At 61.1% G+C, this 24,586-nt stretch carries 22 protein-coding genes; 10 read left to right on the top strand and 12 right to left on the bottom strand.

Going from position 1 to position 24,586, the window contains the following annotated elements; genetic code table 11:
- Window positions 1–174: 174 nt before the first annotated feature.
- The 6 genes from EOL86_01715 to EOL86_01690 all read left to right on the top strand — a co-directional run bounded on the left by EOL86_01715 (window position 175) and on the right by EOL86_01690 (window position 7,781).
- Window positions 175–744 (top strand): DUF4390 domain-containing protein, encoded by a 570-nt coding sequence (locus EOL86_01715; protein NCD24299.1) that lies wholly within the window; start codon window positions 175–177, stop codon window positions 742–744.
- 13 nt (window positions 745–757) lie between these two features.
- Entirely contained in the window at window positions 758–2,962 is a 2,205-nt protein-coding gene (locus EOL86_01710) for a HAMP domain-containing protein (protein NCD24298.1), read from the top strand.
- Window positions 2,963–4,369 (top strand): sigma-54-dependent Fis family transcriptional regulator, encoded by a 1,407-nt coding sequence (locus EOL86_01705; protein NCD24297.1) that lies wholly within the window; start codon window positions 2,963–2,965, stop codon window positions 4,367–4,369.
- Between the two features lie 352 nt (window positions 4,370–4,721).
- Window positions 4,722–5,669 carry a twin-arginine translocation signal domain-containing protein gene (locus EOL86_01700; protein ID NCD24296.1) on the top strand — a complete coding sequence of 316 codons (948 nt, stop codon included), beginning with the start codon at window positions 4,722–4,724 and terminating at the stop codon, window positions 5,667–5,669.
- Window positions 5,670–5,684: 15 nt separating this feature from the next.
- Window positions 5,685–7,238 (top strand): nickel-dependent hydrogenase large subunit, encoded by a 1,554-nt coding sequence (locus tag EOL86_01695; protein NCD24295.1) that lies wholly within the window; start codon window positions 5,685–5,687, stop codon window positions 7,236–7,238.
- 72 nt (window positions 7,239–7,310) lie between these two features.
- On the top strand, window positions 7,311–7,781 hold the full coding sequence (locus EOL86_01690) for a hydrogenase maturation protease (protein NCD24294.1): 471 nt from the start codon (window positions 7,311–7,313) through the stop codon (window positions 7,779–7,781).
- A 79-nt stretch (window positions 7,782–7,860) separates the two neighbouring features.
- On the opposite strand, the gene EOL86_01685 is transcribed toward EOL86_01690, so the two are convergent.
- Together EOL86_01685 and EOL86_01680 are read right to left on the bottom strand one after the other, a co-directional pair.
- On the bottom strand, window positions 7,861–8,553 hold the full coding sequence (locus EOL86_01685; protein NCD24293.1) for a DUF2059 domain-containing protein: 693 nt from the start codon (window positions 8,551–8,553) through the stop codon (window positions 7,861–7,863).
- A gap of 2 nt (window positions 8,554–8,555) precedes the next feature.
- A complete protein-coding gene (locus tag EOL86_01680; GenBank protein ID NCD24292.1) occupies window positions 8,556–9,737 on the bottom strand; it encodes a formate-dependent phosphoribosylglycinamide formyltransferase in 1,182 nt (393 codons plus the stop codon).
- A gap of 131 nt (window positions 9,738–9,868) precedes the next feature.
- On the opposite strand from EOL86_01680, the gene EOL86_01675 reads away from it, so the two are divergent.
- From EOL86_01675 to EOL86_01665, 3 genes are read left to right on the top strand one after another with little or no spacing between them, the layout of a single operon-like run.
- Entirely contained in the window at window positions 9,869–10,426 is a 558-nt protein-coding gene (locus EOL86_01675) for an ACT domain-containing protein (protein ID NCD24291.1), read from the top strand.
- A 10-nt stretch (window positions 10,427–10,436) separates the two neighbouring features.
- Window positions 10,437–11,810, top strand: coding sequence for a PFL family protein (locus EOL86_01670; GenBank protein NCD24290.1), 1,374 nt, complete (start codon window positions 10,437–10,439; stop codon window positions 11,808–11,810).
- 47 nt (window positions 11,811–11,857) lie between these two features.
- Window positions 11,858–12,235, top strand: a complete 378-nt coding sequence (locus EOL86_01665) for a hypothetical protein (protein ID NCD24289.1) — start codon at window positions 11,858–11,860, stop codon at window positions 12,233–12,235.
- 76 nt (window positions 12,236–12,311) lie between these two features.
- Here the strand turns inward: EOL86_01665 and EOL86_01660 are convergent, their stop codons facing one another.
- Genes EOL86_01660 through EOL86_01650 form a run of 3 tightly spaced genes read right to left on the bottom strand, consistent with a single transcriptional unit; the run spans window position 12,312 to window position 14,925 of the window.
- Window positions 12,312–13,526: an aminopeptidase gene (locus EOL86_01660; GenBank protein NCD24288.1), complete on the bottom strand. Its 1,215-nt coding sequence runs from the start codon at window positions 13,524–13,526 to the stop codon at window positions 12,312–12,314.
- Window positions 13,520–14,464 carry a CYTH domain-containing protein gene (locus tag EOL86_01655; GenBank protein ID NCD24287.1) on the bottom strand — a complete coding sequence of 315 codons (945 nt, stop codon included), beginning with the start codon at window positions 14,462–14,464 and terminating at the stop codon, window positions 13,520–13,522. The genes EOL86_01660 and EOL86_01655 overlap by 7 nt, the downstream gene beginning before the upstream one ends.
- Window positions 14,131–14,925 (bottom strand): undecaprenyl-diphosphate phosphatase, encoded by a 795-nt coding sequence (locus EOL86_01650; protein ID NCD24286.1) that lies wholly within the window; start codon window positions 14,923–14,925, stop codon window positions 14,131–14,133. Before EOL86_01650 ends, EOL86_01655 begins: the two co-directional genes overlap by 334 nt.
- A 120-nt stretch (window positions 14,926–15,045) precedes the next feature.
- Here EOL86_01650 and EOL86_01645 point away from each other — a divergent pair, with 120 nt between their 5' ends.
- Window positions 15,046–15,852, top strand: coding sequence for a hypothetical protein (locus EOL86_01645; GenBank protein ID NCD24285.1), 807 nt, complete (start codon window positions 15,046–15,048; stop codon window positions 15,850–15,852).
- Here EOL86_01645 and EOL86_01640 read toward each other — a convergent pair whose 3' ends face one another.
- The 7 genes from EOL86_01640 to EOL86_01610 form a co-directional block, all read right to left on the bottom strand.
- Complete coding sequence (locus tag EOL86_01640) at window positions 15,853–17,391, bottom strand: flagellar hook protein FlgE (protein NCD24284.1); 1,539 nt, start codon at window positions 17,389–17,391, stop codon at window positions 15,853–15,855.
- 151 nt (window positions 17,392–17,542) lie between these two features.
- Window positions 17,543–18,388 carry a zinc metalloprotease HtpX gene (gene htpX / locus EOL86_01635; protein ID NCD24283.1) on the bottom strand — a complete coding sequence of 282 codons (846 nt, stop codon included), beginning with the start codon at window positions 18,386–18,388 and terminating at the stop codon, window positions 17,543–17,545.
- Window positions 18,389–18,607: 219 nt separating this feature from the next.
- Window positions 18,608–20,335: a long-chain fatty acid--CoA ligase gene (locus tag EOL86_01630; GenBank protein ID NCD24282.1), complete on the bottom strand. Its 1,728-nt coding sequence runs from the start codon at window positions 20,333–20,335 to the stop codon at window positions 18,608–18,610.
- 41 nt (window positions 20,336–20,376) lie between these two features.
- Entirely contained in the window at window positions 20,377–21,537 is a 1,161-nt protein-coding gene (locus EOL86_01625; GenBank protein ID NCD24281.1) for a class I SAM-dependent RNA methyltransferase, read from the bottom strand.
- Complete coding sequence (gene speB, locus EOL86_01620) at window positions 21,534–22,415, bottom strand: agmatinase (GenBank protein NCD24280.1); 882 nt, start codon at window positions 22,413–22,415, stop codon at window positions 21,534–21,536. Before speB ends, EOL86_01625 begins: the two co-directional genes overlap by 4 nt.
- 43 nt (window positions 22,416–22,458) lie before the next feature.
- On the bottom strand, window positions 22,459–23,145 hold the full coding sequence (locus EOL86_01615; GenBank protein NCD24279.1) for an SPOR domain-containing protein: 687 nt from the start codon (window positions 23,143–23,145) through the stop codon (window positions 22,459–22,461).
- 21 nt (window positions 23,146–23,166) lie between these two features.
- On the bottom strand, window positions 23,167–24,586 hold a 1,420-nt coding region (locus tag EOL86_01610), incomplete at its 5' end, for an arginine--tRNA ligase (protein NCD24278.1).

Below are 24,586 nucleotides of genomic sequence, written 5' to 3'. Positions count from 1 at the left end.
TCAACGCCGGTGGCCGTGGCGTTGCTCGTGGCGTCCATTGCCTTGTCCGTTTCAGGCGCGCCGTGCCGGGCATTCATCAGGGTCTGGAAATACCGTCAGTGCATACCCGTCTTGAAGTGAAAATCAAGGAAAATTACAATTTGTTTCCTCTTACGTTTGTATAATTCAAAAACTATGCTCTTTCAGAGAAGATCGTTCATTTTTTACATTGCCGTCTGGCTGCTGACGACATGGGCTTCCGGGGCCCGGGCCGACGGCTTTGCCATGCTGACCGACATGGGCGTGGACAACCGCGACGGATCCGCGTCCATCGGGTTCAATATCTCCTTTGACGACGAGGCGCCGCTTCTCGATGCGCTGCAGAGCGGGGGGGAGTTCGAGGTCAGTTGCGAGGCCGAGCTGTACCGCCATCGGCCCGCATTATGGAACGTGTCCATGGGCAAGGCCGTGTATTCCTGCCGTGTGGCCGGGAATCCCATGGCCAGGGAATGCGTGGTCCGCGACGAGCGCGGCAGGCACACGTTCGCGTTCGACACCGTCCGCGACGACCTGAACCACTTTTGGACCGGCCTGTCCCTGCCCCTGGCCCCATGGGAACGTATCGAGCGGAATAATCTGTATCTGGTGCGGATGACCTTCAAAATCCTGCGCACGAACATGTCCCAGTGGGTGAGCACGCCGCTTTTTTTCGTGAATTGGGATTTGGTTCCCGAAACCGTGTATGAAGTGACTTTCGAATACTGATCGAGGCCACGTCATGGACAAGCCTTCCCGACCAATTCCCGTGCACCTGCGGTCCGTCAAGGAACGCCAGAAGAGGCAGCGGGAGATCTGGCTGGCCGTGACGGGCATTGTGCTCATCATTTTTTCGACCTGGATCGAGCTCCATCTCCTGGGCCTGAATTCCTACCTTTTTTTTGCCCTCTTCAATCTCAATCTGATTCTGCTGCTCCTGGTTCTGTTCCTGGTCCTGCGCAACGTCATCAAGCTCATCCTGGAGCGACGACGCCGCGTGCTGGGGTCTGGCCTGCGGGCCAAGCTGGTGGTGGTTTTCGTCACCTTATCCCTGGTCCCGACCCTGATCATGTTTCTCATTTCCCTCTGGTTCGTGCAGACCTCCGTGGACTACTGGTTTCAGGCCCAGGTCGAGACGTCCATGGAACAGGCCCTGAGCGTGGGCCAGGATTTTTACGCCGCCACCGAGGAGGCCCTGGAGATGCGCACCCGGGCCGTGGTCCGTCAGCTGCGCGACCAGCGCCTGCTGCCCGCCGCCACGGGGTTGGAAGCGGCGTTGAATCGAAAACGGCCGGAATTCGGCCTGACCTTGCTCGGTACCCTGAACAACTCCCGCGATATCGCCACCTGGCAGGCCGAGGCCGGGTGGACCGACGTCTGGCCCCGTGTGCGCACGGTCATTCCCTGGGCCGAGTTGAACGAGACCGCCAGCTATTGGGCCACTCTCTGGGCCGGGGACAACGAGGATCTGGTCGTGGGCGTGCTGCGCTTGCACGAAGGCGGATATTTCGTGGCCGGCGCCTCGGTCGGTCGCGGAATCATGGCCAAGCTCGATCAGGTGGCGCGGGGCGTGGGTGAATACAAACAGCTGCGCACGCTCAAATATCCCGTCAAAATGACCCTCTACATGGTCCTGGGTCTGATCACCCTGCTGATTCTGCTTGGCGCGACCTGGTTCGGGTTTCGGCTGGCCCGGGAAATCAGCGCTCCGGTCCAGGCCCTGGCCGCCGCCACCCAGCGCATCGCCAAGGGCGATCTTTCCGTGCGCCTGAGTGATGACTCCCAGGACGAACTGGGCCTTTTGGTGCGTTCCTTCAACAGCATGGCCGCGGATCTGGAACAGAGCCAGGACCACCTGACCCAGGCCAATCGCCGGCTGGAGGCCCAGTACCTGGTACTGGAGGCCAAAAATCACTATGTCCAGGCCATTTTGGAAAATATCACGGCCGGGGTGATTTCCCTGGACAAGGCGGGACGCATCACGACCATGAACCGCGCCGCCGAGGCCATCATCGGGGTCGAGGCCCGGCAATTGCTGGGGCAGTCGGCGCTGGAAATTCTGGGCCCGAATCATCGGGTCATGGTCGAGGAAGTGGCCAATCTGCTCCAAGGCAGCCCGGGCTCCCACTGGCAGCGGCGCATGGACCTGGAAGTCAACGGCGAGGTCCAGAAACTGTTGGTCAACGCCGTGGCCCTGATGGACAGCGAGGGCGGCTCCAGCGGCATGGTCGCGGTCTTTGAAAACATCACCGAGCTGGAAAAAATGCAGCGCCTGGATGCCTGGAAGGAAGTCGCCCGGCGCATCGCGCACGAAATCAAGAATCCACTCACGCCCATCAAGCTTTCCGCCGAGCGCTTGCAGCGCAAGTTTGGCGCGGCCGCGGCCGATCCGGTCTTCGGGCAGTGCACCGAGCTGATCATCCGTCAGGTGGAGCATCTCCAAAACATGGTCCGCGAGTTCTCGGCCTTTGCCAAGTTGCCGGAAGTGACGCTTGTTCCCTGCGCTCTGGAGTCCATCCTGCGCGAGGCCATGGCCGTTTTTTCGGGCAGCCACACGCATATCCAGTGGGTGGCGCGGTGCGACTCCGTGCCCCTGGTCATGCTGGACCGCGAAGCCATGAAGCGGGTGTTCCTGAATCTTTTTCTCAACGCGGCCGAGGTGCTGGTCGACCGGGAGGACGGCCGGGTCGAGGCCGCGCTGTATGCCCGGACCCGAAAGGGCCGGGTCTTCGTGGAAATTCGCGACAACGGGCCGGGTATCAAGCCCGAGGAACAGGCCCGCATGTTCGAGCCCTATTATTCCACCAAGCGCGGTGGCACCGGCCTGGGCCTGAGCATCGTCAAATCCATTGTCACCGACCATCACGGCCATATCCGGGTCAAATCCAACGAACCTTCCGGCACTGTTTTCGTCATTGAGTTGCCGGCGGTTCGCAGCGAGGTGTGAATGCTTTCCAACGCGTCCATCCTGATCATCGACGACGAGGACGACATCCGTTTTTCCCTGCGCGGCATTTTCGAGGACGAGGGCTGCACCGTGGCCGAGGCCGCGTCCGGGGCCGAGGGACTGACCCTGGCCCAGGACGGAAATCACGACATTATTTTTCTCGATATCTGGATGCCGGGCGTGGACGGGATGGCCGTGCTGTCCACCCTCAAGGAGCGAGGCGTGGACACGCCGGTGATCATGATTTCCGGGCATGGCAACATCGAAACCGCCGTGACCGCGCTCAAGACCGGGGCTTTCGACTTCATTGAAAAACCGCTTTCCCTGGACAATGTGCTTGTCGTCGCCGAACGGGCGTATGAATTGTCCAACCTGAAGCGGGAGAACCGCGCCCTGCGCTCGCGCATTGACAGCGAGCCCCTGCCCAGGATTTCGGGCGCTTCGGCGCGGATCACGCGTCTGCGCGAGTTGATCCAGCAAGTCGGCCCCACCGACGCCTGGGTTCTCATCACCGGTGAAAACGGCACGGGCAAGGAAATCGCCGCCCGGACCATCCACCAGGCCAGCCGTCGGGCCGATCGGGAAATGATCTGCGTCAACTGCGCGGCCATTCCCGAGGAGTTGATCGAATCGGAACTGTTTGGCCACGAAAAGGGCGCCTTCACCGGCGCGGACAAGGCCAGGAAGGGAAAATTCGAACTGGCCGACAAAAGCACCCTGTTTCTGGACGAAATCGCGGACATGAGCCTCAAGACCCAGGCCAAGGTGCTGCGTATTCTGCAGGAACAGCGTTTCGAGCGGGTTGGTGGCATCAAACCGATCAAGGTCGATGTCCGGGTCATCGCGGCCACCAACAAGGACTTGGGCCGGGAAATGGAAGAAGGGCGCTTTCGGTCCGATTTGTTTTACCGGCTCAATGTTTTTCCCCTGACCGTGCCGCCCCTGCGGGAGCGGACCGAGGATATTCCGGAGATGATCGCCTTTTTTTCCGAGCGCATGATCCGGGAGCAGGGCTTGCGGCCCATTCGGTTCAGTCCCGACGCCATGAGACTGCTCAAGAGCTACGCATGGCCGGGAAACGTGCGCGAGCTCAAGAATTTCGTGGAGCGCCTGTTTATCCTCTATCCCGGCCGGGAAGTGACCGGCGCCATGCTGCCCCCGGAGTATCAGGCCGTCCGCCAGCGTCCGCCGCTTCAGCTTCAGCCGTTGCCGGACGAGGCGCGCGACGTGACCGACTTCAAGGAGGCCCGCTCCAGATTCGAGGAAGTTTTTTTGCGCCACCACTTGGCGGCCGTGGATGGCAGCGTGTCCCGCCTGGCCGAGCGCATCGGTTTGGAACGCACGTATCTCTATCGCAAGCTCAAGACGCACGGCATCGGCGTGGACGAGGAACGGATTAAAAAATGATGTGTCCGGTGTCGCGAACGGGCCCGGGCCATGCGACACGCGATCAATGCCGTGTAAAATTTGATGGGCATGACCATGCGATAATGTCCCCAAAATGGATTGGGGCAATGCGTGCGTGATGGATCGCGGTGAATTTCGGTATTATTTAAATATAATTTGTAACACGTTTTGAAGAGGCTTTTGTATTCTGTGTTTTGATATTGTCGGTGCATTCATAATTTGAATGTATTTGTGTTTTGTATCGATAAATTCTATCAAAACTACGTTGACATATAAAAGAATTTAAGGATATCTTGGACTTCGTGAAAAAAAGGCCAAGGTCTCTGCACGCTGTTACCTTAAGGAGGAGGGTATGAGTCTTAGCAGACGTGAGTTTGTCAAACTGTGCTCCGCGGGCGTGGCTGGTCTGGGTATTTCCCAGATCTACCATCCCGGCATCCTGCACGCCATGACCGAGGGCGCCAAGAAGGCTCCGGTCATCTGGATTCAGGGTCAGGGCTGCACGGGCTGTTCCGTGTCGCTTTTGAACTCCGTCCATCCCAGAATCAAGGAGATTCTGCTGGACGTGATCAGCCTTGAATTCCATCCCACGGTCATGGCCAGTGAAGGTGAAATGGCACTGGAGCACATGTACGAAGTCGCCAAGAAGTTCGATGGAAAATTCTTCCTACTGGTCGAGGGCGCCATCCCCACGGCCAAGGAAGGACGCTACTGTATCGTTGGTGAAACCAAGGATGCCATGGGGCATCACAAGGAAGTCACCATGATGGATCTTGTCCGTGATTTGGCTCCCAAATCCCTGGCCACCGTGGCCGTGGGCACCTGCTCCGCCTTTGGCGGCATTCCGGCGGCCGCTGGCAATGTCACCGGGTCCAAGAGCGTGCGGGACTTTTTCGCGGACGAGAAAATCGAGAAACTGCTGGTCAACGTGCCTGGATGCCCGCCCCATCCGGACTGGATGGTCGGCACCCTGGTCGCGGCCTGGAGCCATGTGCTCAATCCCAAGGAACATCCCCTGCCCGAATTGGATGACGACGGCCGTCCGTTGCTGTTCTTCGGCGAAAACATTCATGAAAACTGTCCGTATGTTGGGCTGTATGACAAGTCCGAGTTCGCGGAAACCTTCACCAAGCCCGGCTGCAAGGCCGAACTCGGATGCAAGGGCCCGTCCACCTATGCCGACTGTTTCAAGCGTCGCTGGAACGGTGGCATCAACTGGTGTGTCGAGAACGCCGTGTGCATCGGTTGTGTGGAACCAGACTTTCCGGATGGCAAGTCTCCCTTCTATGTAGCGGAATAATTAAGGAGGACACACGTGTCACAAGCAGCTACCCCCGCAGCTGGCGCTGAAGGGCAGAAAATCAAGATTGCTATCGATCCAGTGACCCGAATCGAGGGTCACCTGAAGATCGAGGTCGAGGTCAAGGACGGCAAGGTTGCCGACGCCAAATGTTATGGCGGCATGTACCGCGGTTTCGAGCAGATCCTCAAGGGTCGTGATCCTCGGGATTCCTCCCAGATCGTGCAACGCATCTGTGGTGTGTGCCCCACGGCCCACGCCACGGCCTCGGTCATGGCCCAGGACGAAGCGTTTGGCGTGAAGGTCACCAGTAATGGCCGTATCACCAGAAATCTGATTTTGGGCGCCAACTATTTGCAGTCCCATATTCTGCATTTCTATCATCTGGCCGCCCTGGATTTCGTCAAGGGACCGGATGTTTCCCCCTTCGTGCCCCGCTATGCCAATGCCGACCTCCTGACCGATCGCATCAAGGACGCGGCCAAGGCGGACGCGACCAACACCTACGGCCTGAACCAGTACCTCAAGGCTCTGGAAATCCGTCGCATCTGTCATGAGATGGTCGCCATGTTCGGTGGCCGCATGCCGCACGTCCAGGGCTTGGTCGTCGGTGGCACCACCGAGATTCCCACGGCCGAGAAGCTGGCTGAATACGCGGCCCGTTTCAAGGAAGTGCAGAAGTTCATTCTTGATGAATACCTGCCCCTTATTTACACCCTGGGCTCGGTCTATACCGATCTCTTCGCAACGGGCATCGGTTGGAAGAACGTCGTTGCTTTTGGCGTCTTCCCGCAGGACGACGACTACAAGACCTTCCTGCTCAAGCCCGGCGTGTACATTGACGGCAAGGACGAGGCGTTCGATTCCAAGCTCGTCAAGGAATACGTTGGTCATTCCTTCTTCGATCAGTCCACTCCCGGCGGCCTGCATTACAGCGTCGGGGAGACCAACCCCAACCCGGACAAGAAGGACGCCTACAGCTTCATCAAGTCCCCGCGTTACAAGGACAAGCCCTGTGAAGTGGGTCCGTTGGCCCGCATGTGGGTGGAAAATCCCGAACTGAGCCCCGTCGGCCAGAAGATGCTCAAGAGCCTGTATGGGATCGAGGCCAAGAAATTCCGCGATCTGGGCGACAAGGCCTTCTCCATCATGGGACGTCACGTGGCCCGGGCCGAGGAGTCCTACCTCACGGCCATGGCCATTGAAGGCTGGCTCAAGGAGTGCAAACCCGGAGCCGAGACCTACGTCAAGTCCGAAATTCCGGATGCTGGCGAAGGTACCGGTTTCACCGAGGCGCCGCGCGGCTCCTTGCTGCACTTCCTGAAAGTGAAGGACAAAAAGATCGACAATTACCAGATCGTGTCCGCGACCCTGTGGAACGCCAACCCCATGGACGACATGGGACAGCGGGGTCCCATCGAGGAAGCGCTCATCGGAGTGCCGGTTCCGGACATCAAGAACCCGGTCAATGTGGGGCGGCTCATACGCTCCTTTGACCCGTGACTGGGCTGTGCCGTGCACGTGCTGCACGCTGAGACCGGTGAAGAACACGTTGTCACCGTTGACTAACGCGGATTAGTGGTATCACGAGAGGGCCGGGAAACCGGCCCTTTTTTTTCAGATTTGGCCAAGGGAGATTCAATGAAACGACTTTTGGTGCTTGGGGTGGGAAATCTGCTGCTGACCGATGAAGGCGCGGGCGTCCACGCGGTCAACGATCTGGCCAAGGAAAGTGAATGGGATTCCAGCCTGGTCGATTTTTTGGATGGGGCCACCTTTACCCAGGATATTTTTTATATTTTTCAGGAATACGAAAAAGTGCTCGTGCTGGACGCGGTCAAGGGTGGCAAGGAGCCGGGCACGGTGTATCGGTTCACCGAGGCCAACCTGCGCGACAACGAGGAACAAAGCCTGTCCCTGCACGACATTGACCTGCTCGATTCCTTGAAAATGGCCAGCCTGCTCGGGCATCGCCCCGAACTCGTCGTCATCGGCGTCGAGCCGCTGACCATCACTGAATGGTCCATGGAACTGTCCGCGCCGCTCAAGGCTGCGTACCCTGCCTTCCAGGAAGCCGCCCGGCGCGAAATCCGCGCCCTGCTGGCGTCCTGAACCCATCCCGGCCGCGCGCAAAAAAAAAGGCTCCGCCGGTAATTCCGGGGAGCCTTCATGAGTCCTGATTCCGGGAGAATTATTTTTTGCCGTCTTTCTGGGGGGCTGGCGCGGGAGCAGGAGCGGCGGGCGCGGCCGGAGCGAATTCCTTGCGCATTTCCTCGGTCAGACCTTCCAGCTTGGGGACCACGTTCTGCATGTACGACCGGGCCACGGTCATGCTCTGCTGCATGAGCTCGGGCATTTTGGCCGTGACCTTCTTGCCCAGGTCGGATTTGTAAAAATCAACCAAACCCTTGGTTTCCTCTTCGGTGAAGACCTTGGTGTAGAGATCCAGATACTGGTCCTTCACCTTGTTCCAGGACATATCCTCTTTGAGGATGGCATCGAACCGCTTGGAATATTTCTCAAGCTTGGGCTTGTCGGCTTCCTGGACATTCATCTGGGCCGTGATCTGCTGGAAGATCATGGCCACCTGGGCCTTCATTTTTTCCATGACCGTGTCCCCATCGGTGATCTTGATGAGTTCCTCGGCCAGGGCACGGTGTTCCTTGACGCCGCTGTAGGCTGGGGCACACGTCAAAACAAAACAACACACAAGAACAAATTTTTTGAACATGAAGTCTCCTTGACTGCGATCGGACGCGGTCCGGTTGCGCCGCATTGCTGCCGATGCGTAACGGGATCTGCCTGGGTGGTTGGCGGATATCGCCGGGATGGCTCTATCTAGTGGAGGCCTTGGCGGAAGACAAGAAATTCCTTGGCCCGCCATGTTCAGAGTTCGGTCGTGATCGCCGCCGCCGCGCGCTTGGCCTTGGCCACGGCCTTGTCCACGTTTTCGTCCCTGGCCACGACCACGCCCATGCGTCGTTTGCCAGAAACTTCCGGCTTGCCGAACAGGCGCAGGTCCGTGTCCGGCTCGGCAAGAGCCTTTTCGAGGCCTCCAAAACGGACCCGCGTGGAAGCGCCTTCAACCAGAATGACGCTTGAAGCCGATGGTCCGTGCTGGCGGATGGTTGGCACGGGCAAGCCCAAAATGGCCCGGGCGTGCAGGGCGAATTCGGACAAATCCTGAGAGATGAGGGTGACAAGCCCGGTGTCGTGGGGGCGGGGCGAAACCTCGCTGAAGTAGACCTTGTCGCCCTTGACGAAAAGTTCCACTCCAAAGATACCGCGCCCCCCGAGTGCGCCGGTCACGGCTTCGGCCATGCGCCGTGCCTCGTTCAGCGCTGTCTCGCTCATGGGCTGGGGCTGCCAGGATTGCTGGTAGTCCCCGTCTTTCTGGTAATGCCCGATGGGCGCGCAAAAAGTCGTGCCGCCACTATGGCGGACCGTGAGCAGGGTGATTTCGTAGTCGAAATCCACGAAGCCCTCGACAATGACCTTGCCCGCGCCGGTGCGACCACCCTCCTGGGCGTATTTCCAGGCGTTTTCGATGTCGTCCGGGGTTCCGACCACGGACTGTCCCTTGCCTGAGGAGCTCATGATGGGCTTGACCACGCAGGGCATACCCACGGCGTTGATGGCGGCGAGATATTCGGCATGGGTTTCGGCGAATCGGTAGGGCGAGGTCGCCAGACCCAGTTCCTCGGCGGCCAGACGGCGGATGCCTTCGCGGTTCATGGTCAGTTTCGCGGCGCGGGCCGTGGGGATGACGGTGAAGCCTTCGGCTTCCAGCTCAACCAGGGTGTCCGTGGCGATGGCCTCGATTTCAGGAACGATGTACTCGGGCTTTTCGGATTCGATGATCCGGCGCAGGGCCGCTCCGTCCAGCATGGACACGGAGTATGCGCGGTGGGCGACCTGCATGGCCGGGGCGTTGGCATAGCGATCCACGGTGATGACTTCCACGCCCAGGCGTTGGAGTTCGATAACCACTTCCTTGCCCAGCTCGCCGGAGCCGAGCATGAGAACCTTGGTGGCCGTGGGGGAGAGGGGGGTTCCAATGCGTGTCATGTCTACCTCGTGCGTGATTGGTGTGCGGTGCGGGCTCCCTAGCTTATCCGTCGTCGCTTGGCCAGGACCGTAAAAGGCTTGACGCTCCTGGCGGCCCCGCGCAAAAGAACAGGACTTTTTTGGAGGTCTACATGTCTATGCAAAAATTCGTGCTCTCTGTCATCGGTAAGGATAAGCCGGGCATTCTGGCTAATATATCGACAATTTTATTCGAACATGGCTGCAATATCGAGGACGTCAGTCAGACCATTCTGCAAACCGAGTTCGCGTCCATTTTCATCGTGCTCAATCCGGATAATCATCCCCTGGAAGAAATCGGACAGGCGTTGAACCGGTCCTTGGACTCCATGGATTTAAGCGCCCATCTGCGGCCCATGACCACTGTGCCCGCGCCCAAGAGCGACGCGGCCCAGCCTTTTGTCATCACCACCAGGGGCGCGGACAAGCCTGGCACCATTTCCGGCGTGACCGCGGCCATCGCGTCCCTGTCCTGCAATGTGACCAACTTTCGGGCCATCATCACCCAGGAGGCGGGCGTGGATGAAATGATCATGATTTTCGAGGTGGACATGCCCCAGGGCGTCGACCACCGCCGTTTGCGTCACGTCATGCAGGATGCCTGCTCCGGATTCGGGCTGGACGTATCCGTTCAGCACCGCGATATTTTTGAAACGATTCACCGCATTTAGGAGATCCGGCATGCTTAATGACCGCGAAGTTCTGTCTACATTGTCCATGATCAAGAACGAGAACCTGGATGTGCGCACCGTAACCCTGGGCATCAGCCTTCTGGACTGCGCCTCGCACGACCTGTCCCGGTTCACCGACACCATTTATACCCGCATCACCACCTTGGCCAAGGATCTGGTCACCGTGTGCGACGAGGTTGGAGACCGCTACGGCATCCCGGTGGTCAACAAGCGCATTTCGGTCAGCCCCATCGCCGTGGCCGCCGCGCCGTTCGACAGCCGGGGCATGATCGAGGTCGCCAAGACTTTGGACAGGGCCGCCAAGGATGTGAACGTCGATTTCATCGGCGGCTTCGGAGCCCTGGTCGAGAAAGGCATGGCCAAGGGTGACCTGGCCCTGATCGAAGCCATCCCCGAGGCCTTGGACGTGACCGACCGCATGTGTTCGTCCGTTAATGTGGCCACGACCCGTGCCGGCATCAACATGGACGCCGTGGCCCTCATGGGGCGGACCATCAAGGCCACGGCCGAGCGTACCAAGGACCGCGACGCATTGGGTTGCGCCAAGCTGGTCGTCTTTGCCAACATCCCGGAGGATGTGCCCTTCATGGCCGGAGCCTATCTCGGCGTGGGCGAGGCCAGCTCGGTCATCAACGTCGGGGTCAGTGGCCCTGGCGTGGTCAGGAAGGCCATTGACCGGGCCGTGGCCGACAACCCTGGCGCCCATTTGGGGCAGCTGGCCGATGTCATCAAACGTACGGCCTACAAAGTGACCCGCGTCGGCGAGATCATTGGCCGCGAAGTGGCCCGGCTTCTGGGTGTGGAGTTCGGCATCGTCGATCTGTCCCTGGCTCCGACCCCCAATGTCGGTGACAGCGTCGGCGAGATCTTCCAGTCCCTGGGTCTGGGTGCCATTGGTGTCCCCGGCTCCACGGCCGCCCTGGCCATGCTCAACGACGCCGTGAAGAAAGGCGGGGCCTTTGCCAGCTCCCGTGTCGGGGGCCTCAGCGGCGCGTTTATTCCGGTCAGCGAGGATCTCAATATCGCGGCGGCCGCCTCCAGTGGACAGCTTTGCCTGGAGAAGCTCGAAGCCATGACCGCTGTCTGCTCCGTGGGTCTGGACATGGTCGCCCTGCCCGGGGACACAACAGCTGAAACCTTGTCCGGGATTATTGCCGACGAAATGGCCATCGGCATGATCAACAAAAAAACCACGGCCGCCCGCCTTATCCCGGTGTTGGGTAAAAAAGCCGGAGACAAGGTCTTTTTCGGAGGTCTGTTGGGCGAGGCCGAAATCATGCCGGTGCGCTGCAATAACGTGTCCGGCGGATTTATCGGCCGGGGTGGAGCCATTCCCGCGCCCTTGCAGGCGCTTATCAATTAATTGGGCGCCCGGTCATGGTGTGCGGATTTTGTCACGCAGGAGGGATTATGGATTTGAAGGAAAAGGTTGGAACGGATCGGATCGCCGTGGGTATTGCCATGGCCGCGCTGCTGCTGCTTTTTGTCTTTTTCTATGCCCTGCAGCAAAACGTGACCGGCCTGGGCCGCGAAATCGAGGAGCTCAAAAGCCTGAACCAGGCCGTGCTCGACCTGGACAATCGACACACTGTTTTGGACGGCAAGGTCACGGAACTCAATTCCCTGCCGCGTAGGACAACCAGCATGACCATGGAAAATCAAGTCCGGGAAATGGCCCATGCCACCCAGGATCTGGACCAACGCCTGGACGGCAAGCACCGTGATAAACTGGCCGTGATCCAGACCTTGCTCCAGGAAATCGGCGAGGATTTGCACCACGGCAAATAGACGTTGCCCTGTTTGAATGCACGAGGGTCCGCCGGCATGGTGCTGGCGGACCCTTTTTTGTGCGCCGGGTCCGGGGTTATTTTTGGGCCGCGTCGAATTGGAACATGCCGTCGGCGTAGACGACCACGCTTTGGCCGTTTGTGAGCACGGCCGTGACCGTTTTGGACTCGGTGTTGACCAGATCCCAGTGCAGGGCCGAGTCGTTAAAACCCAGTTCCTGCTTGCGTTGCGGTGTCAGATCGGCCGGGTCGCCGGCATAGGTGTCGGCGTAGGATGCGCCCACGGCCACGTGGCAGTTGCCGTTCGCGCCGCCGAAGTTTTCGTCGAACAGGGTGTGGGCCATGAAGGCGTCGATGCGCGAAAAGCGTTTGTCGGTCAGGGAAAATTCGCCCAACTGGCAGGCGCCGGGATCCATTTCCAACTGGGAGCGGACGAAATCAGCACCCTGGTCGGCTTTGAGCACCGTGGCCCTGCCCTCGCGGAATTCAAGGGTCACGCCGCTGACCAGGTTGCCGTTGCGATAAGATGGCTGATCCGCGTGGTAGACGCCTTCGGTCCGACGGTAGTCCGGTGAGAGGAAGAGTTCGAAACTCGGGATGTTGTGACCGGATACGCCGATCCAGCGTCGGGACTGGCCGGGATACACGCGCAGGTCCGTGCCGGCGGAGCGCACATGGTAATGGTCCACGTCCATGGCGTTGAGCCATGTTTTAACTGCTTCGGCCTCGCGGAAAATGTTCTCCCAGGTCGTGGCCGGGTCCACGTCATCCAGATAGGCCGCGCGCACGATTTGGGCCGTATAGTCGGCTTCGCTCAGGCCCGCGTTTTCGGCCAGGGCGGGCGTGGGCATGAGGCACAGGGTCCAGCCGAAGTGGCGTTCGGCCTCGCGCTGGTCCAGGATGTCGCGCAGGTATTTGCGGGCCAGGGCGGCGGTGGCGATTTTGGTTGGCGGTGTATCCTTCAGGTGAGTGATGGAATCCGGGGCCAAAAGCGAGATTAGGCCATCCAGACGTTCGTACAATTCCCGGTCCCCGGGGACGACGAAGGACAGCTGGTCGGCTCCGGCCGCGGTGTAATAGCCTTTTTCGAGGCCGCTTGTCGGATTGATGCGCACCACGGGATTGAGCCCCTTGGTCAGGAGTAGGATCTGGACCTTTTCGGCCAGGGGAAGGGCGGCCAGATCCGTGCGTACGAGCACGATATCGCCGGGGACAAAGGGGGTGACGCGGGCTTTTTGCATGCCCCAGAAAAGAACCTGGGCATATTTTTCGAGCTGGATTTCGGTCAGCATGATTCTCCTTGGATGGCGGCGCGGCCCAGCAGGCCGGCCAGCCGTGTTTTTTCCGGTTCGGTGAAAAGGATGTCGTCCATGGGCGGCAGGGCGTTGTCCGCCCGCCACGCCTGGTGCAGCTCGTGGTAATTGGCGCCGAGGGCCAGGCCCGGATCGAGCGTAAGCGCCTGGGCCGTGGTCGCGATGGCTTGGGGCGTGCCCTCGATTTCCAGAAAATGGCCAAAGGGCAGGATGTCGAGAAAAACGCGGGCTGCGGCCATATCCCACACGGCCCGGAATTTTTCGTAGCGCAGGCGCGCCACGTAGCCCAGACCGCGCAGGACAAGGTCCATTTGGGTGAAGGACGCCACCGCGCATTCGACTTCGCGCAGGGCCTTGACGCCGGCCGGCGAGGGTTCGGCCAGCGGTTCCTTGAAGGTCAGCAGGGCCTCGTCGCCAGCCTGCCTGAGGCGCAGCAGCTTGCGCGCGCCAAGGAGTTCGCCGTCGCGGTCGTAGACCGTGTTGGCCTCGAAGTGCCAGGGCGTGCGGAGTTTTCCCATGGCCGCGAGGCGAGGCTCCAGGGCCGGGCAGTCGTCCAGGCGGAATTTGGACTCCGTTTCCGTGCTCACGGCCAGAACACCGCCAGAACGATGGGTGCCAGGGCCAACCGGTACCAGGCAAAGGAACGCAGGGTCAGACGGCCCAGGAGCTGGATGAAAATTTTGACCGCCGCCCAGGCCGACACGAAAGACACCAGAAAGCCCACGGCCAGGACTGTCAAATCGTCCGGGCTGAACAGGGTCCAGCTTTTGAGCAGGTCGTAGCCCGTGGCCGCGAACATGAGGGGCACGGCCGCGATGAAGGAGTATTCGGCGGCCACCTTGCGTTCGCTCCCCAAAATCATGCCGCCCATGATGGTTGCCGCCGAGCGCGAGAATCCCGGCCAGAGGGACAGGCACTGAAAGCAGCCGATGCCCAGGGCCAGGCCCGGCGTGATGGCGTCCAGATCGCGCACCGTGCTTCGGCTGGCTCGGTTTTCCACCATGAGGATGGCCACGGCGCCCACGGCCAGGGCCACGGCCACGGTGACGGGCGAGAACAAATGGTCCTTGATGAAGGAATGGGCGAAGAGTCCGAGCAGGGCCGCTGGCAGCGAAGTCAGGAAAAGAAGGTACATGCCGCGCACGCCGCTGAAGGTGCGCGTTGTGGGGCGTATCAGACCCCAGAAAGTCGGCCAGTAGAGCGCGACCACGGCCAGGATGGCCCCGAGCTGGATGACGATTTCAAAGGTTTCGGCCTTGGGGCCGGTGAAGCCGAGTAGGTGGCCGGTGATGATCAGGTGCCCGGTGGAGGACACGGGCAGAAATTCGGTCAGTCCTTCGACAATGCCGAGGATAATGGCATTGAGATACGAGGTCATGGATGTGCCGCCTTGGGGTCGAAAAAGTTCGTCCTAACCGGGGGATAGGGGAGGGTCAAGCCGGTGTTGCCGAGGCGCGCGGCATGGGCTAGGCACGGCTTTTCGCACAAGGAGGTTCCAATGCGCACGTTGCGTTTCTATAAGATCAGCCCTGGAGGCAACGCCACGATCCTCGTTCTCGATCCCGTGGCTCCGGAAGACCGCGCGCCCTTGGCCCGGACTCTTCTGGACGCGAACCACCTGCAGGCCGAACAGGTCGGCTATCTGGATCTTTCGTCCACGCCGGTGCGCCTGGACATGATGGGCGGCGAGTTTTGCGGCAATGCCTGCCGGGCCGCGGCCGCAGTCATGTATCGGGAAGGACGGGGATTGGCCGACGAGAACGGGTCGTGGCGTGGCGTGTTGCGCGTTTCCGGTGCGGATCGTCCTTTGGCCGTGCGCGTCGTGCCCATGGGAAATGAACTGGAGTGCGGGGTGGAAATGCCCATGCCGGCGGTGGATGCCGTCAGCGAGGTCGGGCCGGGGATCGGTTTGGTCCGGCTACCGGGCATTGTGCATCTCTGCCTGGATGAACGCGCGCATCCGTTTCCGGCCGATTATGGCCGGGTCGCGGCGGAGTTGCGGCAGCGTTTCGGTTTGACGGCGGAAGATGCCGTGGGGTGTGTCTGGCATCGGCAGGAACACGGCGTCCAGGCCATTCGGCCCGTGGTCTGGGTCCGGTTCACGGATTCGATCTGCTTCGAGACGGGTTGCGGGTCCGGCAGTCTGGCCCTGGCCCTGTGGCTGGGCAGGCGGCAAAATTTTCCCACCAGCCTGCACGTTTTGCAGCCCAGTGGCGGCGAGATCGGCGTGCGCCGGGAACCAGGCGAGGCCCCCTGGATTTTCGGCCCCGTGACCGTGATCGCCCGGGGCGAAACCTGGGTCTGATTACTTCTTCATGCCCAGGGCGGTCTGCACGACCTGGTCGGACGTGGTGATGACCTTGCTGTTGGCGTCGAAGGCCTTTTGCGTGGTGATCATGTGCACGAATTCCGTGGCCAGATCGACATTGGAGTTTTCCAGCGTGCTGCCCACGATGGATCCCAGTTTGCCCTCGCCGGCCCAGCCGCTGGTGGCGGCCCCGGAATCCTTGGTGGCCGAGAACAAATTGCCGCCTTCCCGGAATAACCCCTGGGGATTGATGAAGTCCGCCAGCGCGATTTTGTAAAGTTCTTGCTCTTGCCCATTGGAAAACTTGCCCACGATAATCCCGTTGCCGTCGACATGGGTCGATTGCAATGCCCCCTCCGCATACCCATTCTGGGATTGATGGATGGTGCTGGAGCCCGTGGCGTAGGCCGTGGTGCTCAACGGATTCTTTTGTGGGTCCGCGAGCTTGGGAAGTGCCGTGGGGTCGTTGCCCAGTTCCGCCATGGTCGCCGCGCCGCCCTTGAGATCCCACTCCCCGGTGGCGTTGACGCCAAAATCCAGGGAACTGGTGATGGCGGTTCCGTCGGCCAGGGTCATGGTGAAGGTTGGGAAACCATCCTCGGACAGGGGCACCGGTGTCCACGTGGTCGCGTCGTCTGTCGTGCCCTGAAACGCGCTGAGGTTGTCGAGCTCGCCCGCCGGAGAAAAGGTGAGTGTGCCGGCCATGAGGATGCCGGCCTTGGTGTTCAGGGCGGAGCCGTCTTCCTCCGGGGGCACGGTCAGCAGGTATTCCCAGGTGGTGTGCCCGCTGGGGCTCTCGGTGCTCTCCGAGGCCGGATCGAAATAGGCGGTGACGACATGGGCGTCCCCGTTGGCGTCGTAAATTTTCAGGGCCGAGGTGTAGGTATAGGAGCCGGCGCCCAGGGGCTCCTCGGCTGTGGCGTCCCAGTTGGTGAAAAGGGCGGTGAACGGGCTGTCCTCGTTGACGGAAAGATCCTGGGACCCCGAATCCAGGTTGACCATCATCTGGACCTTGGAGGTCATTTCCGGAGTGGACACAATGGGATCACCGTTTTCGGTGCTCAGTTTCACATCCTGAAGAGGAGCATCCTCGGCCGGGATCGCGGTCAGGCCGTTCTTCATTTCCTCGGGCGTGAGCTGGTATCCTTGCACGACGTTCTTGTTGGGGTCGAGCAGGTAGCCATCCTTGTCGAAGGTGAAATTACCCGCCTTGGTGTAATACACGTCTTCGGATTCCGGCGGCGAAACCATGAAAAAGCCATTCCCGGAAATAGCCATATCCATGGAATTGTTGGTGGTTTCAAGGGGACCCGCGTCCATGTCCCGCCACACCGAACTCACGCCAACGCCTTGCCCGATCTGGTTGCCAACACTGGCGCCAGTGAGTTCCTGGCTGAGCAAATTACTGAACAGAAGCCGCGAGGACTTGAATCCAACGGTGCTCATGTTGGCGATATTGTCGGAAATGACCGACATGCTCTCTTGCTGGGCCATGACCCCGCTGGTGCCGATATAGATGGATGAGGAGATGCTCATGCTCGTGGTCTCCTGAGTGACGTGGACAAATCAGGCGGCGGGAAATGCCGCTCGGAAGGGGATAAGCAGGATTGGTGCCAGTCAGGATGGCAGTGTGGCTGGTTCACGAAATGGCGCGTGGCACATGCCGCGCGCCATCGGTGCGGAAGGTTCAGGCCATGGCCATCAGACGGGCGATGCGCTCTTCCATGGGCGGATGGGTCGAGAACAGACTGGCCAGACGAGAGGCCGTGAGCGGGTTGACGATGAACATGTGCGAGGTGGCCGGGGTGGCCTCCTGCATGGGGATCATGGTCGAGGCCTGCTGCAGCTTGTTCAGGGCGCTGGCCAGGGCGCGGGGGTTGCCGCTGATTTTCGCGCCCATTTCATCGGCCATGAACTCGCGCGAGCGGGACACGGCCATCTGGATCAGCATGGCCGCGATGGGCGCGATGATGGCCATGGCCAGGCCGCCGATCACGCTGCCGCCGCCTTCTTCGTCGTCACTTCTGCCCATGCCGAAAATGGCCGCCCACTGCAGCATGTTGCCCAGCATGGAGATGGCGCCGGCAATGGTCGCGGCGATGGTCGAGATGAGGGTGTCGCGGTGCAGGACATGGGACAATTCGTGGGCCATGACGCCTTCCAGTTCGTCGCGGGACAGGATGCGCATGATGCCCTGGGTCGCGGCCACGGCGGCGTGTTGGGGGTTGCGGCCCGTGGCGAAGGCGTTGGGACTGTCCGACGGAATGACATAAACCTTGGGCATGGGCAGGTTCGCCTTGCGGGCCAGATTTTCCACGATGCCGTAAAAGTCCGGACTGTCGGCGCGGCTCACCTCCCGCGCCCCGTACATCTTGAGCACGATTTTGTCCGAATACCAGTAGGAGAAGAAGTTCATGCCGCCGGCGATGATGAAAGCGATGACCATGCCGCTCCTGCCGCCGATGGCGCCACCCATGGCGACCAAAAGCAGGGTCAGGAGGGTCAAGAGAAACGTGGTTTTGATGGTGTTCATGGATTCCTCCGGGTTGTGCGCGGATAAAGAAAAAGACCTTTACCCGCATGGCTGTGGATAAAGGTCTGGCTGATCACGACTGAAGTCGGATTCCCGGGTCCGGGCGGGCGGCCGGATTGGCGGACCCTGGGTCGGCCGAACCGTGCGTCCGGGCCGATAGCTACTCCCCTTTGAGAGTTACCAAATAGGTACCGGAAATTGGCGTGTCAAGGGCGGCCCTCAGGCCGCGCCATTGTCGCCGTTCTCCACGGCGTCCTCATTGGGGCCTTTGCGCTCCTCTTCCTCGCGGATGACGCGGCGCAGCACCTTGCCGACGATGGACTTGGGCAGATCGTCGCGGAATTCCACCTGCTTGGGCACCTTGTAGTTGGCCAGTTTTTCCCGGCAAAAGGACAGGATTTCGGTTTTTGTCAGGTTGTGCCCTTCACGCACGACAATGTAGGCCTTGATGATCTCTCCCCTGGTCTTGTGCTTGATGCCGACGGTGACCGCCTCCTTGATGGCCGGATGCTCGTGAAGAACTTCATCGATTTCGCGCGGGTAGACGTTGTAGCCGCCGGTCAGGATGAGGTCCTTCTTGCGGTCCACGATGAAGAAATAGCCTTCCTCGTCCATGTAGGCGATGTCGCCGGTGTAGAGCCAGCCGTTTCTGAGGACCGAGGCCGTTTCGTCCGGGCGGTTCCAGTAGCCGCGCATGACCTGGGGACCACGGATGACCAGTTCGCCGATTTTGCCCACGGGCAGGGGCAGGGAACCCACTTCCATGTCCACGATGGCCGCCTCGGTATCCGGAAAGGGCAGGCCGATGGAGCCGTTTTTGCTGTTACCGCGCAGCGGGTTGAGGTGCGTGATGGGCGAGGCCTCGCTCAGGCCATAGCCCTCGACGATATGCGCGCCGGTCAGGCGGTTGAATTTTTCCATGACCGGCACGGGCATGGGCGCGGAGCCGGAAATACAGTAGCGGACCGAGGACAGGTCGTATTTTTCCAGATTTTTTTGTTGCAACAGCGCGATGAAGATGGACGGCGCGCACGGGAAAATGGTCGGACGGTGTTTGTCGATGGTCTTGAGCACGTTCAGGGGCTCGAATTTGGGCAGCGGAACCAGGGTCGCGCCGATGAGGGTCCCGAAATTGACGCACACGGTCAGACCATAAATGTGAAAAAAGGGCAGCAGGCCAAGCATGATCTCGCCGTTTTCGCGGATGGAGTAGAGCACGGCCTGGCATTGCTGGGCGTTTGCCGTCAGGTTGGCGTGGGTGAGCATGACCCCCTTGGACACGCCCGTCGTGCCGCCGGTGTATTGGAGCATGGCCAGATCGTTCACCGGGTCGACGGGATGCGCCCCGCGAATGGTCGTGCGCGCCAGCAGCGTTTTCCAGGGGATCACGGTCCGCCCGTCGTGGGGGATGGCGCCGAGCTTGTATTCGCGGCGGGATTTGATGGTGTAGAGGATGTTCAGCGGAAAACCGAGACAATCGGCCATGGACGTGACGAAGATCCGATCCAGGTTCAGCTTGGGGCGCAGGGCGTGGATGCGCTTCCAGAGCAGATTGATGGTGATCAGGGTTTTGGCGCCGGAATCGTTGAAATGATGGACGATCTCTTTTTCCATGTAGAGCGGGTTGGTCATGACGACAACCGCGCCCAGGCGGTGGCAGGCCCAGTAGGAGATGATCGTTTGCGGGCAGTTGGGGAGCATGATGGCCACGCGGTCGCCGGGACGCACGCCAGCCCTGTACAGATTGCTGCTGGCCAGTTCCACTAGGCGTTGGAGCTTTTTGTAGCTGACCGTCCAGTTGTTGAAGACGATGGCCGGGCGGTTTGGAAAGTTGGCCGCGGCGCGTTCCAGGATCTGGTGGAGCGGCAGGGTTTCGTAGTCCAGATTCGGGCTGACTTCCTGATCGTAATGCTTGAGCCAGATTTTGTTGATCCCCTCGGCGATCATCGCGTCCTCGTCGGCTAGAAATGAATGGGATTTGGCGTGCGCTATCGGTCCAGCACCATGAGCACTTCCATGTGCCAGGTGCCTGGAAACATGTCGAGCAGGGCCATGGTCGAGATTTGCCAGCCCGCCTCCAGAAGCGGCTTGGCGTCGCGGATGGTGTTGACCACGTCGCAGGAGATCCAGATCAGTCGGCGCGGGCCGGGCAGGGCCAGCAGGGTCCGCGCGATGTTTTTGGCGCCGGTGCGCGGCGGGTCCAGGATGACCACCTCTGGATCGAAGTCGTGGACCATCTTCCATGCTTTGGGTTTGCCCAGATCCGCGTCGCGGAAGCGGACGCTCCGCAGTCCGAGCCGGGCGGCGTTGCGCGCTCCGGTCCGGGTCGCGGCCGCGCAGCCTTCCACGGCCAGGATCGTCTTGCCCTGGCTGGCCAGGGGCAGGGCAAAATTGCCGGCCCCGGCAAACAGGTCGGCCACGCGGGTGGCTCCGTCCACGGCCCGCACGGTTCTGCGGACCAGTTCCTGATTGAGGGACCAGTTGGCCTGGAAAAAAGTCGCGGCCGGCAGATGCACGGACAGGCCGAAGTCGGGAAAGGAAAATTCAAGCTCCCTGGCCGAGCGTTCGTGGACCGCTTCGCCGGTCACGGGACTGGCCGCGATGGTGAACCGGCCGTCGGGCAGATCCGCCGCCAGGTCCGGCATGGAGCGGGCCAGGGGGGCCGCCAGGAGATGGCAGTCCGTCAAGGTCACCAGTTCGTTGCTGGCGTGGGCCATGGCATGGGGGCGGCCGTTTCGGACGTGGATCTGGCCGCGCCAGCGGTAGCGCCAACCCTGGGGACTGGGGATCACCTCCAGATTCTCCAGCGCGCGCGGTCCGCGTTCCCGTCCCAACGCCCGCCCGACCGCGTCGCGGAGCATGGCTTCCTTGAGCTGGAGACCATGATCCGGGGAGACAATGCCGAAGCGCGACCCGCCGCAACGGTCGGCATGCGGACAGGGATGGGTTTGCCGCAGCGGTGATGGCGCGAGAATTTCCTCGGCCTCGGCCAATATGTAGTCCTTGGCAGTCTTGACGACGCGCACACGGACATCCTCGCCGGGCAGAACGCCGGGTTCCACCATGACCACCTGGCCGGAATCAAGACGGGCCAGGCCCCGGCCGCGCCAGAGCAGCTTTTCGATATGGACGGTCAAGGCTTCGTTCATGCCGGACGAAATCCGAGCCAGGCCGTGAAAATGCGCTGGAGAAGCTTGACGGCGGCGGTCTCCGAAACCTGGGAGCCGTGGATGGGAGCCAGTTCGCACATGTCCATGCCCACCAGCTCCGGGCCGCGTCCGTCCCGCCACAGCTCCGTCCAAAAGCGCGTCATCCAGGCATAGGCGATGCCGCCGGGTTCCGGCGTGCCCGTGCCGGGAATGACGCCGGGGTCCATGCCATCGACGTCAAAGGAAATGTAGAGCGGTCGGACCCCAATGAAGGCGCGGACGCGGCGGGCCGCTTCGTCCGGGGCGGGCAGGTCCCAGGCGAACAGGGTCAGCAGGTCTTCCGGTGCCTGGGCGCGCATGAAATCCCGCTGGTCGGCGCAGATGGAGCGGATGCCGATTTGCGCCAGGGGAATGCCCATCTGCCGGGCCCTGGCCATGATGCAGGCGTGGGACAAAGAACTGCCCTCGTATTCGGGGCGCAGGTCGGCGTGGGCGTCGATGTGCAGGATGGCCAAGTCCGGATATGCCGCGTGGTAGAACTCGAAGAGGGGCAGGGGCACGGAATGCTCGCCGCCCAGGGTCAGGATGAAATCCGTGCGGGCGTTGAATTCCCGCAGCCGCTGCCGCATGGCGTGGTGCACGCCCTCGGGTCCGCTGACCGGAAGATGCAGCTCGGCCAGGGGGGTGAAGTGGGCTAGGTCGGCCAGGTCCAGATCCAGTTCCGCGTCCAGGGATTCGATCTGCACACTGGCCCGGAACAGGGCTTCGGGACCCAGACGCGTGCCGGTGCCAAAACTGACCGTGCCCTCGAAGGGCACGGACAAGATAAAAATATTCCGGCCCTGCTGGGGGCCGAGGTCAAAAAAATCATGGGGCATGAAACTCTCCGTCACGGGGCGGCCGGACCGCCCCTGGTGGGGATTAGAGCGGAGTGCGGGAGCGCAGCAGAATGCTGTTGATGCCGCTCGCCTTGAGTTTGTCCTTCAAGGTCTTGGCCGAGTCGACCGTGCCCTGATGGTGGACGTAAATGCGGTACCACGTCTTGCCTTCATGGGTGGCCGTGACAACCGAGGTCTTGAATCCGCCGGGCGCGATCTGTTTCAGGAATGTCTGGGCCTGATCCATGGAAGCCAGGGCCGCGATCTGGTAATTGAAAACAAACACTTCTTCCTTGCCGGCGGCCAGATCGGCGGGCACGGTCGGCGCCGATTTTTCGGAGGCCTTGTCCGTGGGCTTGGGCGCGGCAGGCTTGGCCGCCTTGGGCACGGCTTTCGGGGCCGGAGCGGGTGCGGCCTTGGCCGGCGCCGAGGCCGTCGCGACCTGATTCGGCTCCTGCTTCAGCTTGTCGAAAAACTCCAGTTCCTCGGCCTTGAGGACTTCCTCGTTGCGTTCGGTCAAGAGGGGGAAGTCTTCGGGCAGGATTTGTTGCGCCGCTTCCAGGGCCATTATCTCGGGCTGATAGCCGCGTCCGACAATGACCCCAAGAATAAAGGACCAGGCCATGCCGATGACGACCAGCACGGCCAGGGACAAAAATCCCGAGAGACCAAGCTGGAAAATGAATTTTTTGTTTTCTTTTTTGGTGGTGCGTGGCTTGCGCGTGATCATGATGAGTCCGGTCCACCTCGTCTACATGCGTTCCGGCGCGTGCACGCCGAGCAGGTCGAGACCCGTCTTGATGACCGTGGCCACGGCCCCGAACAGAAGCAGCCTGGCCCGGAGCAGGTTTTGGTCTTCGCCGGACAGAATGTGATGCACGGTATAGTAGCGGTGGAGCAGTCCGGCTAGTTCCATCAGATAATAGCTGACGTGGTGGGGCGAAAGCGTGCGCGCGGCCAGTTCCACGGTATCGGCGAAGGCGTCCAGGCTCTTGAACAGGGCTTTGTCCTCGGGCGTGGTCAGCAGGGACATGAGTTCCATGGACGGCGCGGGCAGACTGACGTCCTGTTCCTCGGCCTTGCGCATCAGCGAGCAGACGCGGGCGTGGGCGTACTGCACGTAATAGACCGGGTTGTCCATGGACTGCTGTTTGACCACGTCCAGATCGAAATCCAGGTGCGAGTCGCTTTTGCGGGACAGAAAGATGAAGCGGGCCGCGTCCACCCCGACTTCGGCGCAGACATCGGCCAGGGTTTCGAACTTGCCGGCCCTGGTGGACATGGCGATCTGTTCGCCGCCCTGGATGAGATTGACCAATTGCACGAGAATGACCTGCAATGCCTCGCGGTCCTTGCCCATGGCCTCGATGGCCGCCTTCATGCGCGGCACGTAGCCGTGGTGGTCCGCCCCCCAGATGTCGACCATCATGTCGAAGCCGCGTCCGATCTTGTGATCGTGGTAGGCGATGTCCGAGGCGAAATAGGTCAGCAGACCGTCGGATTTTTTGAGCACCCGGTCCTTGTCGTCGCCAAAATCCGTGGATTTGAACCACAGGGCGCCGTCCTTTTCGTAGGCCAGACCCTCGGCCAGAAGCCGGTTCAGGGTGGCCTCGACCTGACCGCCATCGACCAGGCTCTTTTCCGAGAACCAGTGCTGGTGCTCGACCCGAAAGTCGATCAGGTCTTGCTTGATGCCGTCCAGGATGTCCTTCATGCCTCGCTCGTAACAGAGGTCCAGGGCCTCGGCCTCGGGCAGATCGAGCAGGGCGCGGCCGTGTTCGGACAACAGCTGGTTGGAGATGTCCTTGATGTATTCGCCCCGGTAGCAGTCTTCCGGAAATTCGATGTCGAGACCGCAGGCCTGCTGATAGCGGACCCACACGGCCAGGCCCAGGAGGCGCATCTGGCGGCCGGCGTCGTTCAGGTAGTATTCGGTCTGCACCTCGTGGCCGCTGAAGCGCAGCACCCGGGTCAGGCTGTCGCCCACGGCCGCGCCCCGGCCATGGCCGATGTGTAGCGGGCCGGTCGGGTTGGCGGAGACATATTCGACCTGGACCTTGCGCCCCTGACCAATGTCCACGCGGCCGAAATTGGCGCCCAGGGCCAGGGCGTCCAGGGCCACGGATTGCCAGAACGCGGATTTGAACGTGAAATTGATGAAGCCCGGGCCG

The organism is Deltaproteobacteria bacterium (assembly GCA_009930495.1).
Taxonomy (GTDB): domain Bacteria; phylum Desulfobacterota; class Desulfovibrionia; order Desulfovibrionales; family Desulfomicrobiaceae; genus Desulfomicrobium.
Note: the sequence above shows the minus strand (reverse complement) of the source record. Positions and strands in the feature narration are given on the sequence as shown.